11 protein-coding genes are annotated in these 13024 nt (G+C 39.4%); 8 read left to right on the top strand and 3 right to left on the bottom strand.

Translation table 11 applies throughout. The features are described from left to right. Window positions 1–93: 93 nt before the first annotated feature. From J1G40_RS09120 to J1G40_RS09135, 4 genes are all read left to right on the top strand, one after another. Entirely contained in the window at window positions 94–264 is a 171-nt protein-coding gene (locus J1G40_RS09120) for a hypothetical protein (RefSeq protein ID WP_265242319.1), read from the top strand. Between the two features lie 20 nt (window positions 265–284). Beyond that, entirely contained in the window at window positions 285–833 is a 549-nt protein-coding gene (locus J1G40_RS09125) for a hypothetical protein (protein WP_265242320.1), read from the top strand. Window positions 834–1446: 613 nt separating this feature from the next. Continuing rightward, the gene (locus J1G40_RS09130; protein WP_265242321.1) at window positions 1447–2433 is read left to right on the top strand and encodes a ribonucleotide-diphosphate reductase subunit beta; all 987 of its coding nucleotides are present in this window, start codon (window positions 1447–1449) and stop codon (window positions 2431–2433) included. A gap of 130 nt (window positions 2434–2563) precedes the next feature. Further along, the gene (locus J1G40_RS09135; protein ID WP_265242322.1) at window positions 2564–5041 is read left to right on the top strand and encodes a ribonucleoside-diphosphate reductase subunit alpha; all 2478 of its coding nucleotides are present in this window, start codon (window positions 2564–2566) and stop codon (window positions 5039–5041) included. A gap of 658 nt (window positions 5042–5699) precedes the next feature. On the opposite strand, the gene J1G40_RS09140 is transcribed toward J1G40_RS09135, so the two are convergent. The 3 genes from J1G40_RS09140 to J1G40_RS09150 are packed head-to-tail and all read right to left on the bottom strand — an operon-like array spanning window position 5700 to window position 8999. Beyond that, window positions 5700–6629, bottom strand: coding sequence for a hydroxypyruvate isomerase family protein (locus J1G40_RS09140; RefSeq protein ID WP_265242323.1), 930 nt, complete (start codon window positions 6627–6629; stop codon window positions 5700–5702). A gap of 10 nt (window positions 6630–6639) precedes the next feature. After that, window positions 6640–7287, bottom strand: a complete 648-nt coding sequence (locus J1G40_RS09145) for a gluconate 2-dehydrogenase subunit 3 family protein (RefSeq protein WP_265242324.1) — start codon at window positions 7285–7287, stop codon at window positions 6640–6642. After that, window positions 7287–8999, bottom strand: coding sequence for a GMC oxidoreductase (locus J1G40_RS09150; RefSeq protein WP_265242325.1), 1713 nt, complete (start codon window positions 8997–8999; stop codon window positions 7287–7289). Before J1G40_RS09150 ends, J1G40_RS09145 begins: the two co-directional genes overlap by 1 nt. A 136-nt stretch (window positions 9000–9135) precedes the next feature. On the opposite strand from J1G40_RS09150, the gene J1G40_RS09155 reads away from it, so the two are divergent. Genes J1G40_RS09155 through J1G40_RS09170 form a run of 4 tightly spaced genes read left to right on the top strand, consistent with a single transcriptional unit; the run spans window position 9136 to window position 13004 of the window. Further along, entirely contained in the window at window positions 9136–10140 is a 1005-nt protein-coding gene (locus J1G40_RS09155) for a sugar phosphate isomerase/epimerase family protein (protein ID WP_265242326.1), read from the top strand. 20 nt (window positions 10141–10160) lie between these two features. Beyond that, window positions 10161–10604 carry a DinB family protein gene (locus tag J1G40_RS09160; protein WP_265242327.1) on the top strand — a complete coding sequence of 148 codons (444 nt, stop codon included), beginning with the start codon at window positions 10161–10163 and terminating at the stop codon, window positions 10602–10604. 8 nt (window positions 10605–10612) lie between these two features. Beyond that, entirely contained in the window at window positions 10613–11842 is a 1230-nt protein-coding gene (locus J1G40_RS09165; protein ID WP_265242328.1) for an MFS transporter, read from the top strand. A 22-nt stretch (window positions 11843–11864) separates the two neighbouring features. After that, window positions 11865–13004 carry a Gfo/Idh/MocA family protein gene (locus J1G40_RS09170; protein ID WP_265242329.1) on the top strand — a complete coding sequence of 380 codons (1140 nt, stop codon included), beginning with the start codon at window positions 11865–11867 and terminating at the stop codon, window positions 13002–13004. Window positions 13005–13024: the final 20 nt, after the last annotated feature.

Below are 13024 nucleotides of genomic sequence, written 5' to 3' on the forward strand. Positions count from 1 at the left end.
TACTATATGGTTATCAGGGCGAACACTTTACTTTAGAGATATGAATTAGTCCTAATTATGTAGGAAGTTCATATGTTTTTAAAACACCAAGTCATGAAAAAATGCCTCATCTTTTTCACCCTTCTTCTCCTGACTATTGCATTTGCCATAATTATGCAGCAAAATGAACGTCTTCCATCTATTGATGAAGTCGTGATAAATGATGTTGCTTCGGATGATTTGTTGGTTGAAGATAAAACACTTGCCTTAGATTATACCTACTAACCTTCTGAGAACACATTATTATGCCCCGAAACTTTATTAGATCTGTCCGATTAGCAGTTTGGTTTGTAATGCCTTTTGTCTTTACATCTTTTGTTTCACCATTTGAAGAGGGGAATGATAGGGCCCTGGTTGAAGGCAGATATCATCTTACTACCTCAGATAGTAAATCGAAGTTACTGGAAGGGGCCGTCTCATTTAGTACTGCCATAGAGATTTCAGCAAAGGGTAAACCTTTTTCTGTTATCAGACTGGATCTTGAGAATAACGAAAATAAAAAGGCCCACTCCATGGGTTTTCTGATAAGTAAACAGAATTGGAGTAAAGAACTCAGACGGGGGAATTATAAGGTCCCTGTAAAAATAAAAGGCCTAATTAAAGATTTTGAAGGAGTATTTGGATTTGCCGATATAAAAGAGATTGGTGAGCTTCCTTTTTTTGCTGAAAATGGGAATATTAATATTTCTTATGTAGGCCCCGAGCTACTTATAGGTAGTCTGGAAATAGAATTGAAGAATAGTGAGGGGAAACTACTGAATATTAATGGGGAGTTTACCGCCACTAGAAAATAAATAGATTAAAAGAACAGATTTTAACAAGACTAAAATAACACTGTCAGACCTTAAATTCGGCTCTATTGGGAGTAATGTTAATTTTAACATTCCCTCGTGTAATAACGATCTCAAAGGTGTAGATGCTAATTGAATTGCCAGACCAACATGTTGGCCATGGAATTTGCTAGATTATCAGGTTTCGGGGGAACTACCTAGATCAGCATATTATTATGATTCAAAATATTTCTCACCTCAGAGTCGAAAGGTTTGGCGGTATTTTTTTTACCAGTACCATTTCCTTTTTTAGAAACATCCCTATTTTTTAGTTATCTATATTTTAACTTAATTCTGTATATAAGGTAATTTGTAATCACAAACCAGGAAGATTTCTTTTTTATACTTCTTGGTTTATTTTTTTGATTATTTTTTTATACAAATTTTTAAATTTTGGCAAGTCCAGTAAACATCTATTGCCAACCTACATTTCAACATCCCATGTTAAAAACTTTGAAGGCTAATTCAAAAAACTGCCTTTACATTTCGATAACATTTTCCAATCTTTGTCAGTCCCAGCCGTAAGGTAATTTTCATCCTACAGAATAAATTCATTAACAATTAAAAATATATAACTATGTCTGCACAGATTGAACCCATTTTAGAGGAAAACGATGATCGTTTTGTGATTTTTCCAATACAACATCATGATCTCTGGGAATGGTACAAGAAGTGTGAGGCCTGTTTCTGGACTGCGGAGGAGATAGATTTACACCAGGATTTGACAGATTGGTCTAATAAACTCAGTGCAGATGAGCAGTATTTTATAAAACATATTCTGGCATTTTTTGCAGCCTCAGACGGCATTGTTAATGAAAATCTGGCGGAAAACTTTGTAAGTGAAGTGCAGTACACAGAAGCCAAGTTTTTCTATGGTTTCCAGATTATGATGGAGAATATTCATTCCGAAACTTACTCCCTTCTAATAGATACCTACGTAAAAGATGAGAAGGAAAAAGGAATTTTATTTAAGGCCATAGAAAATTTCCCGGCTATTAAAAAGAAAGCAGATTGGGCTTTAAGATGGATAGATTCTCCAAGTTTCGCAGAACGGCTTATTGCATTTGCAGCTGTGGAAGGGATTTTCTTTTCCGGAGCTTTCTGCTCTATATTCTGGTTAAAAAAGAGAGGTCTGATGCCTGGACTTACCTTTTCAAATGAGTTGATTTCCCGAGATGAAGGAATGCACTGTGACTATGCCGTACACCTTCATAATAAGCATTTGATCAATAAGGTGCCAAAATCCAGAATAACAGACATTTTAACCAACGCCTTAGATATTGAAAGGGAGTTTATCACAGAATCTTTACCAGTAAGCCTTATTGGAATGAATTCTAAGTTGATGACACAATACCTTGAATTTGTAACCGATCGTTTGCTGGTAGAACTAGAGTGCGAAAAGGTTTATAATGCGACGAATCCGTTCGATTTCATGGATATGATCTCTCTTCAGGGAAAAACCAATTTCTTTGAAAAAAGAGTTTCTGAATATCAAAAAGCCGGGGTTCTCAACAAAGAGAAAGATACAGATTCGCAGAAGATCAGCTTTGATGCAGATTTCTAACAGATAAATTAATAATTACAAAATTCAAAGGCTTTATAGCCTTGAAGATCAATCATTTACAAGTATCTTTTGTCTTAGGACCTCAAAAGATACGATAACCGACGTATAACCAAAAAATAATTGTAGCAGCATGTTTGTAGTAAAAAGAGATGGAAGAAAAGAGCCGATAATGTTCGATAAGATCACGGCTAGGGTTCGAAAATTATGTTACGGACTCAACGAACGCGTAGACCCTATTAAAGTATCTATGCGGGTTATAGAAGGGCTTTATGATGGAGTTACCACATCAGAGCTGGATAATCTGGCTGCAGAAATTGCGGCTACCCTTACCACAGCTCATCCTGACTACGCCAAACTAGCTGCACGTATTTCTGTCTCAAACCTTCATAAGAATACTAAAAAGTCTTTCTCAGAGACCATGAAGGACCTTTATGAATACATCAATCCCAGAACGGGGAAGAAAGCTCCGTTATTGTCGGATGAAGTGTTTAAGGTAATTTCCGAAAATGCAGATAAATTAGATTCTACTATAATCTATAACCGAGATTTTGGCTACGATTATTTCGGTTTTAAAACATTAGAACGGTCCTATCTTTTAAAATTGAATGGTAAAATTGCTGAAAGACCTCAGCATATGCTAATGAGAGTCTCCATAGGTATTCACCTTGATGATCTGGATGCTGCTATTGAAACCTATGAGTTGATGTCTAAAAAGTATTTTACACACGCTACTCCGACGCTTTTCAATTCAGGAACACCAAAGCCACAGATGTCTTCCTGCTTCTTACTCGCCATGAAAGATGACAGTATAGATGGGATTTACGATACCCTGAAGCAGACAGCAAAAATATCTCAGTCTGCAGGTGGGATAGGATTATCTATCCATAATGTAAGAGCGACAGGCTCTTATATAGCAGGAACAAATGGTACCTCTAACGGAATTGTTCCCATGCTAAGAGTATTCAACGACACGGCCAGATATGTGGATCAGGGTGGTGGAAAACGGAAAGGTAGTTTTGCTATCTATGTAGAACCCTGGCATGCAGATATTTATGATTTTCTGGATTTAAAGAAGAATCATGGGAAGGAAGAAATGCGGGCAAGAGATCTCTTTTACGCAATGTGGATTCCCGATCTTTTTATGCGTAGGGTAGAGGCAAACGAAGAATGGACCCTTATGTGTCCTAATGAATGCCCGGGATTGTTTACTAACCACAGTGAGGAGTTCGAGAAGTTATACCTAAAATACGAAGAAGAGAACAAAGGGCGTAAAACTGTTAAAGCCAGAGAGCTTTGGGAAAAGATCCTGGAATCTCAAATAGAGACCGGGACACCTTATATGCTTTATAAAGACGCGGCCAATAGAAAGAGTAATCAGAAAAACCTGGGAACAATCAGGTCTTCTAATTTGTGTACGGAAATATTAGAGTACACTTCTCCGGATGAGGTTGCCGTATGTAATTTGGCGTCTATTGCCCTGCCTATGTTCATTAAAAATGGAAGTTTTGATCATAAAGAACTTTTTAAGGTAACCAAGAGGGTTACTAAAAACCTGAACAGGGTGATAGATAGAAACTACTATCCTGTTAAGGAAGCTGAAAACTCCAACATGCGTCATAGACCAATAGGGCTTGGCGTTCAGGGATTAGCCGATGCTTTTATCATGCTAAGACTTCCATTCACCAGTGATGAGGCTAAACAGTTGAACCAGGAGATATTTGAAACTTTATATTATGCTGCAGTTACTGCTTCTATGGAAGCTGCAAAAGAAGAAGGATCGTATTCCTCATATGAGGGTTCTCCAATTTCACAGGGTGAGTTTCAACACAATCTGTGGGGTATAAAAGACAACGAACTTTCCGGAAGATGGGATTGGGAAAAATTGCGAAAGAATGTTAAAAAGCACGGGGTGCGTAATTCCTTGCTAGTAGCTCCAATGCCAACAGCAAGTACTTCTCAGATTTTAGGGAATAATGAGTGTTTTGAACCTTATACCTCCAACATCTATACCAGAAGAGTGCTTTCAGGAGAGTTTATAGTAGTAAACAAGCATCTGTTGGAAGATTTGGTAAAACTTGGATTGTGGAACGAAAACCTTAAGCAAGAGTTGATGCGGGCAAATGGTTCTATTCAGCACATAGATATTATTCCTGATGATATTAAAGAGCTTTATAAGACCGTTTGGGAATTGAGTATGAAAGACATAATTGATATGTCAAGACAGAGAGGCTATTTCATAGACCAGAGCCAGTCGCTCAACCTATTTCTGGAAAATGCCAACTACGCCAAACTTACTTCAATGCATTTTTATGCGTGGAAAAGTGGTCTAAAAACCGGAATGTATTATCTGAGAACCAAGGCCGCTGTTGACGCTATTAAATTTACTCTGGATAACACTAAAAAGAAAGAAGTGCCAATTAGCATAGCTGCTGAAGCGGAAGTTACCGCTGCTTCCCCGGAAGCCGCTGCAGCTTTACCGGTAGAAACCACCCCTATTAAAGCTCAGGAGACAGAAGTTGAACCTATGTCTCCGGAAGAGATGAAACAATTGATCGCTAAGGCCAAAGAGGGCCAGGCAGATGATGATTGTCTTATGTGCGGATCATAGTTTCATATACCTGGTAATGAACTTGCCAGGCTAGTGTTTATTGTAAAAAGTACCTCGGAATATACCACCCCACGAATACGGTAGATTTCGGGGTATTTAATTTTAGTAAAACTTAAGATTTAATCAGCAGGCATAAAAAAATTACACAAAAAGCAAGTTGCAATCAGTGGTAATTATGTGAAGCCCGTCTATTTATTAAAATAGGGCCTCAAGACATTATAGGAAATAACAAATAATGCAGAATAGATAAGTAATAGAATGACGTAATTGTCCATATCAATGCCCCTAATGATAAGGTTTTTTATATATACGCAACTTATCAAGAAAAAGATTACGGGAACCTAAATATTTTGTCAACTTAATGTTAAAGTTTGCAGAAAGAACTTAAGTTGGGGAAAAGACAGATCAATTTTTTACGAATTGACGATAAGCCATCCTTACCGCTACCAGTAGCAGGCAATAAACGACGAGTATGTATAGGTAGGTGTCCATTTGGGTTTAGACGCTTCCCAAATAGGGAAACTTTCATATACAACGTTAAAATTGTCGATTTATTGAACGAACATCAAAAAAAAGTAATAAAAAACCTACAGTAAATATGTCTGTACGGCTTATTACAGCTGTTATTAGTATTCCGGGAAGTTTACTGATTAAATTATTATAGAAAGGAATCTACTTCTTTGTAAGCAGCAATTACGGCCTGTTCACCGGCTTTATCCGCTTTAGAATTTCCGTGTTCCATGCCCATTATTCCGTTGTATCCTTTTGAATGGATATATCGAAAAACATTTTTATAATTAATCTCTCCTGTGGTAGGTTCTTTGCGACCCGGATTATCCCCAATTTGGAAGTAGGCAATTTCATCCCAACACGCCTCGATATTCGGAATTAAATTACCTTCCTGAATCTGCTGATGATAGATATCAAAAAGGATCTTACAAGAAGGAGAATTTACTGCCTTGCAAATTTCATAAGCCTGTGGAGACTCGGTAAGGAACAAACCAGGATGGTCTCTGAAATTCAATGGCTCTAAAACCATTATTAGATTGTGAGGCTCTAAAATGGCAGATGCCTGTTTAAGAGATTCTACGACATTGGCAGTCTGATATCCCATAGACAATTTCAAATCTACGTGTCCGGGAACCACGGTCATCCACTTTGCATTAACTCGCTTGGCCACATTAACGGCCTTGTGGATATCATCAAGGAATTCTTTGCGTTTATCTTTATCCCCTGAGGTTAAATTGGGCTTGGTCCAATAAATCTTATTTGCGACAAATACCCCCATTTCCAAACCTCTGTCTTTCATTGTTTCAGCCATCTTTAGCTGAAGCGCCAAATCTCTTCCGCCCATACCATTATCTTCGAGGGCTGTAAAGCCCTGATCCGCCATAAAATTTAGCTGATCAATAGGATCTGCCCCTGCATGATGTTTAAACATGCCCAAATGAGGAGCGTATTTTAAGTTGAACTTATTGGGATTCTCAGGAGAATTATTTTTAGATAAAGCTCCGTAAGCAGATGCACCGGTCAGCGAAATAGCGCCGCCTGAGAGTGCAGTATTACGTATAAAATTTCTTCTTTTCAAATGATTTAATTTATAGAGACCATGCCTTACCTCCAGTAAGTTCTTCTACATCACCACAGGCAACATACTCGCCTGGTACCGGTAAATAAGCCAGGACATTTTCACCAACGTATTCGGAAGTTTTATACCCCCAGATGGTCATGTTTCTTATGTTGTCCGCAAAAGCGTAGATGGCCGCAGTATCATCCAGACTAGCTGTTTCACCTTTAGCCGCCGCCTCCATAAATTCTCCAACAGCTTCCTGGTTGGCTTCTCTCTGCTCTTTACTGATTTTGAGCGTTGCTGCTAATGTAGCTTCAAGATCTGCTGATTCCAATTCAGCTGCATTCTCTTTACCTGAATCCTTAACTGCCTTTTCTATAAACTTTCCGGTGATCATCTTAACAAAATCTTGCTGCTCTTTTTCCATTACCTGATCGGCAAAACGGTCTATAAACAGATTTACCTGAACCTCTGTTGCCGAAGGCGTATCTGTTTTTGGTAAAATGATATCTACGAGTTTCGTAATTACTTCCCCCTCTTCTTTACTAAAGAAATCTGGCGTCCAGGCCAGCACATCTTCATTTTTACAACTTTGAACAAGGCTTAGTAATGTTGGCGTAGCAACAGTATATCCAAGGGCCAGGCCCATATTTCTCAGTGCAATTCTTCTATCCATTATAGTAGTCCTTTTTTAAGTTGTTCTGCAGCATGGTTTGCAGCCCTGGCCGTAAAGGCCATATAAGTTAATGATGGGTTTACACAAGCAGAAGAGGTCATAAATGATCCGTCTGTAACATAAACATTAGGAACATCATGTACCTGGTTGTTGCCGTTGAGTACAGATGTCTTACGATTTCTACCCATACGGGCAGTTCCCATTTCATGGATACCCAGACCCAGAGCTACTGGTCTGTCAAAACCTTCAACATCCCTTAGACCAGCCTTGGTGAGCATCTCAATGGCCGATTCCTGCATGTCTTTTCGCATTGCCCATTCGTTTTCCTTTAAGCCTGCATCAAAAGTAACTGTCGGTAAGCCCCATCCATCTAGTTTGTCATAATCCAAAGTCATCCGATTATCTTCATAAGGAAGTACCTCTCCAAATCCACCCATTCCAAAGGTCCATCCCCCTGGTTTTAGAATAGCGTCTTTCAGATCTTTACCATAAGACATTTCTGCCACAGCCTCATCCCAGTTTCCTCTGGCAGCGCCGCCCTGATAACCAAAACCTCTTTTGTAATCTTTTCTATCCGAAGCACCTCCTAAATTTCTAAAGCGGGGAAGATAGATACCACCGGGTTTTCTACCCTTGTAATACTTGTCTTCAAAGCCATCAAATTTACCTGAAGCCCCAACACCAAGATGGTGATCCATGATATTTCTACCCAATTGATCTGAGTCGTTCCCCATTCCATTAGGAAAGCGATCCGACTTAGATTGCATAAGGATAGAGGTTGATGCAATGGCCGAAGCACAAAGGAATATTACCTTGGCCTTGAACTCAAAAGTTTCTTTGGTAAGTCGGTCTATCACCTTAACCCCCGTAGCTCGTTTGGTGTCCGGGTCGTACATGACCTCATGAACAATAGAATCTGGTCTTAACGTCATATTGCCAGTCTTTTCTGCGGCGGGTAATGTAGACGAAAGGCTACTGAAATAAGCGCCAAAAGGACAGCCTCTGATACAGCGATTCCGGAATTGACAACGAGTTCTTCCCTCAAATTTTTTGTCACTGTTTATATGTGCAACCCGGCCGGAAGTAATTACACGGCCATCAAATTTTTCAGCTACCTGTTCCCTGACATGTTGTTCTACACAGTTTAATTCCATCATAGGTTCAAACTGTCCGTCTGGTAGTTGAGGTAATCCCAAAAGTTCGCCGGAAACCCCAATATAGGACTCCACTTTATCGTACCATGGAGCAATATCTTTGTATCGAACCGGCCAATCAACCGAAATCCCCTCTCGCTGGTTTGCACCAAAATCGAGATCACTGAATCGGTAGCTATGCCTACCCCATTGCAAAGACCTTCCGCCCACATGATAGCCTCGCATCCAGTCGAAACGTTTAATTTCATTATAAGGATGTTCTAAATCATTTACAAACCATCTGGCACTAGCCGGTCTGGTAGTATAACCCGTTCTGTTTTGTTTAGGTTGTTTGGCAATATCCTCACGTGTGGGCTGATTGGCATTGGGAAAATCCCAGGTATCCAAATTTGCCGTTTCATAGTCCTCAATATGCTTTACCATTCTGCCCCTTTCAAGCACCAAGGTCTTGAGACCGTTCTCACATAATTCTTTTGCAGCCCATCCACCACTGATCCCTGTGCCAACAACTATTGCGTCATAGGAATCTTGTGGTTCGTTGTAATAATATTTGCTCATTTATAAAATTGTTTATCCTTTAAATTTATTAAATATAAAATTAATTTTCTACATTTAGCTTTATACTTCATATGAGAGTCGTACTATAACGTTGTAGTAGTTCTAGAAATAAAAATTCAACTAACTAATCATAAAAATGAACAGAATAAATTTAGTCCGGGCGAGTTCCATCTTTGGGATAATTGTATTAATTGCGGTTTTCGTTTCTTGTAAAGAGGCCAAAAAGACCGAGGAGGCAACAACCGAATCTAGTGAAGAGGTTATGAGTTCTGATGAGCCCTTCTTTGAAATTTCTTTGGCCCAATGGTCCATGCATAGGATGATATGGGAAGGGGAAGCAGATCCTTACAATTTTGCGAAAATGGCAAATGAATGGGGTTTCACCGGTTTGGAATATGTCAGCGCCCTCTACAACCCGGAACTGGCAGATGCCAATTATTCTGAGGAGGCCATGGCTGCATTTGTAAAAAGATCTAACGAAGAGGCCGAAAAGTACGGCATGAAAAACCTTCTGATAATGATTGATGGGCAGGGAAACCTGGCGGTTAGTGATGAAAAAGAACGGAATGAAGCGGTTGAGCGCCACCACAAATGGGTAGATGCGGCCGCGGCTATGGGATGCCATGCCATAAGAGTTAACCTTGCCGGCAGCGATGTTCCTGAAGAATGGACAGCGAATTCTATTGACGGCCTTACAAAATTGGCTACTTACGCCAAGGATAAAAACATCAATATTATTGTAGAAAATCATGGTGGGCTATCTTCGAATGCGGCAATGGTCGCCGAAGTAATGAATAAGGTAAACATGTCTAATTGTGGAACACTTCCTGATTTTGGTAATTTTTGTATCAAAAGAAAAGATCCTAAAGATTACGGGGCAGGTTGTGCTGAAATGTATGACATATATAAAGGTGTGGAAGAACTTATGGTGCATGCCAAAGCAGTCAGTGCCAAGTCGCATAACTTTGACGCCGATGGCAACGAGACCGAAATAGATTATGTGAGAATGTTGCAGCTGGTAAAAGATGCTGGTTATTCCGGACATATAGGAGTAGAATATGAAGGAAGTGAGCTTAGTGAAGAAGAAGGGATTCTCGCCACTAAAGAACTGCTCTTAAATGCTGCTAAAAAAGTCAACTAAATCTAACCAGACATCGTGGTATGAAGGTTTTTTTTAACCAACTTTTTGATTACAATTTTTATTGCAATAAGAAGCTTATTGAAGAATGCAATAAGCTCGAAAATGTGTCCGAGAAAAGCATATCTCTCTTCAGTCATATACTGAATGCACACCATATTTGGAATGCCAGAATTCTTGGAAAACCTGCGGAGTATGAGGCATGGCAGGTTCACCCTATTAAAGACTGGGGAGACATACACTATGAAAATCAGCGGAGTTCTTTTGAAATAACGACAAACGCTGATGATTTTGAAGAACGTATCGACTATGAGAATTCAGAAGGAAGACTCTTTACCAATACCTTACAAGATATTTTATTTCACATTATAAATCATTCCACCCATCACAGGTCACAAATATCAATGGACTTTAGAAGCAATGATCTTGAACCTATCCCATTAGATTTTATATTCTATAAAAGATAAATTACACTATGAACAACAAGACGCGTATCCAGCTATCCATAATGATGTTTTTGGAATTTTTTATATGGGGAGGCTGGTTTGTAACTCTTGGATCATTCCTTGGAAATAATTTAAGTGCCACAGGAGCAGAATCAGCAATGGCGTTTTCCACACAATCCTGGGGAGCCATTATTGCCCCCTTTATTATTGGATTAATTGCCGATCGCTATTTTAATGCTGAGAAAATACTTGGAATACTACATATTATTGGTGCCATCCTGATGTACCAGATGTCACAGACAACAGAATTCAGCACGTTTTATCCGTATGTGCTGGGTTATATGATAGCCTATATGCCCACCCTGGCACTGGTAAATTCTGTGTCATTTAATCAGATGTCGGACCCTGCAAAGCAATTCCCATTTATTCGTGTTTTTGGTACCGCCGGATGGATCATTGCCGGATGGATAATAAGTTTTGGTTTTAAGTGGGATGCAATAGAAAATATTCAACAAGGCGCCTTGTCCAATACTTTTTTAATGGTAGCAGTGGCATCAGCATTACTGGGGCTATTTAGTTTTACATTGCCAAAAACACCACCAAGTGTAGACAAAGGACAAAAAGTGGCATTATCGGATATCCTGGGCCTTGATGCTTTAAAACTTTTGAAAGATCGCAACTTTCTGGTCTTTTTTCTCTCCTCGGTATTAATATGTATTCCGCTTGCGTTTTACTATCAGAATATCAGTTTATTTCTTACAGAATACAAGGTTGAAAACTCTACCACATGGGCTACTTTAGGACAAATGTCTGAAGTATTGTTTATGTTATTATTGCCTTTTTTCTTTAAAAAATACGGTTTTAAAAAAACCATTTTGTTTGGGATGCTGGCATGGGTGATAAGGTATGCCTTATTTGCCTTCGGCGATGCGGGAGAGCTGTTTTTTATGCTTGTCATTGGAATTGCACTACACGGCATTTGTTATGATTTCTTTTTTGTCTCAGGGCAGATTTATACAGATTCCAAGGCAGGTGAGAAAGTTAAGAGTGCGGCACAAGGTCTTATTACTCTTGCTACATACGGTATAGGAATGCTTATTGGCTTTTGGGTGGCCGGGAAAATATCGGATAAATATCTAATCGCTGAAAATACCCATAGCTGGCAAGAAATATGGATATTCCCCGCCATTTTTGCAGCAGTAGTATTTGTGTTGTTTGTACTTTTATTTAAGAACGAAAAGATAGAATATAAAACATAGTTAAACATAGAATCTAAAGATTATGCCTAAAAAAATCAGACTTGGAATACTTGGAGGAGGGGGCGACTCTCTGATTGGAGTGCTGCACAGAGTGGCCTCACATATCAATGACAACTATCAAATTACCGGTGCAGTGTTTAACCCGGATTTTAAAATGAATAAGGCATTTGCCAGGGAGATAGATATTCCTCTAAACAGGGTTTATAAAGACTTCGACACCTTTATTGAAGAAGAGATGAAACTCCCGCCAGAGGAACGTATCCAGGTATGTTCGGTGCTCACACCTAACTTCCTGCATTTTCCTATGGCAAAGACCTTACTAGACAATGGATTTCATGTAATCTGTGAAAAGCCAATGACCACTACTTATGCAGAAGCCAAAATACTTCAAAAGGCCCATAAGAAAGCAGGAACGGTATTTGCTCTTACACATACCTATACGGGATACCCTATGGTAAGGCAGATGAGAGAAATGATTAAGGCCGGAGCACTTGGGAAAATACATAAAGTAGATGCCAGATACTACCAGGGCTGGATCAATACCATAATTCACGATAAGAAAAAGCGCTCTTCTGTCTGGCGCCTGGACCCTAAGAAAGCGGGTATTAGCTCTTGTATGGGAGACATTGGGGTGCACGCCTTTAATTTAGTAGAATATACCACTGGTTTAAAGGTAAAGTCTTTATTGTGCGATTTTAATTATTTGTATAAAGACAACAAGATGGATATAGATGGTACCGTACTCATCCGTATGGACGAGCATATTAAAGGGGTAATCAGGGGAAGTCAGGTAGCCACAGGTGAGGAAAACGGATTGGCCATTGCTATTTATGGGGAGAAGGGAGCATTTCGCTGGGAACAGGAAAAACCTAACTTTTTATATAAATTAAGCGATACTGAACCAGTACAAATATATAAGCCTGGTCATGGTTATAATTCCAAATTATCTCTGGATGGCACCAAACTACCAGCCGGGCATCCTGAAGGGATTTTTGATTCCATGGCTAACATATATTTAGGTGCCGCCAAGGCCATTAGGGGCAGAAAGTACAATGATGGAGAATTCCCTACCATGGAAGACGGAGTTCGTGGAATGGATTTTATTGAAGCCACAGTGGCATCCCATAAAGGGGGTAATAAATGGGTGAGATTAAAAAAGTAGGCCTGAAATAGACCCTTGAC

Origin of the sequence: Muriicola sp. Z0-33, from assembly GCF_026126425.1 — a bacterium.
Classification (GTDB): domain Bacteria; phylum Bacteroidota; class Bacteroidia; order Flavobacteriales; family Flavobacteriaceae; genus JAFMPW01.

Bases quoted from the DNA above. Each gene is read 5' to 3' on its own strand.
- J1G40_RS09120 (WP_265242319.1), top strand. From the start codon at position 94: ATGAAAAAATGCCTCATCTTTTTCACCCTTCTTCTCCTGACTATTGCA.
- J1G40_RS09125 (WP_265242320.1), top strand. From the start codon at position 285: ATGCCCCGAAACTTTATTAGATCTGTCCGATTAGCAGTTTGGTTTGTA.
- J1G40_RS09130 (WP_265242321.1), top strand. From the start codon at position 1,447: ATGTCTGCACAGATTGAACCCATTTTAGAGGAAAACGATGATCGTTTT.
- J1G40_RS09135 (WP_265242322.1), top strand. From the start codon at position 2,564: ATGTTTGTAGTAAAAAGAGATGGAAGAAAAGAGCCGATAATGTTCGAT.
- J1G40_RS09145 (WP_265242324.1), bottom strand. From the start codon at position 7,287: ATGGATAGAAGAATTGCACTGAGAAATATGGGCCTGGCCCTTGGATAT.
- J1G40_RS09150 (WP_265242325.1), bottom strand. From the start codon at position 8,999: ATGAGCAAATATTATTACAACGAACCACAAGATTCCTATGACGCAATA.
- J1G40_RS09155 (WP_265242326.1), top strand. From the start codon at position 9,136: ATGAACAGAATAAATTTAGTCCGGGCGAGTTCCATCTTTGGGATAATT.
- J1G40_RS09160 (WP_265242327.1), top strand. From the start codon at position 10,161: ATGAAGGTTTTTTTTAACCAACTTTTTGATTACAATTTTTATTGCAAT.
- J1G40_RS09165 (WP_265242328.1), top strand. From the start codon at position 10,613: ATGAACAACAAGACGCGTATCCAGCTATCCATAATGATGTTTTTGGAA.
- J1G40_RS09170 (WP_265242329.1), top strand. From the start codon at position 11,865: ATGCCTAAAAAAATCAGACTTGGAATACTTGGAGGAGGGGGCGACTCT.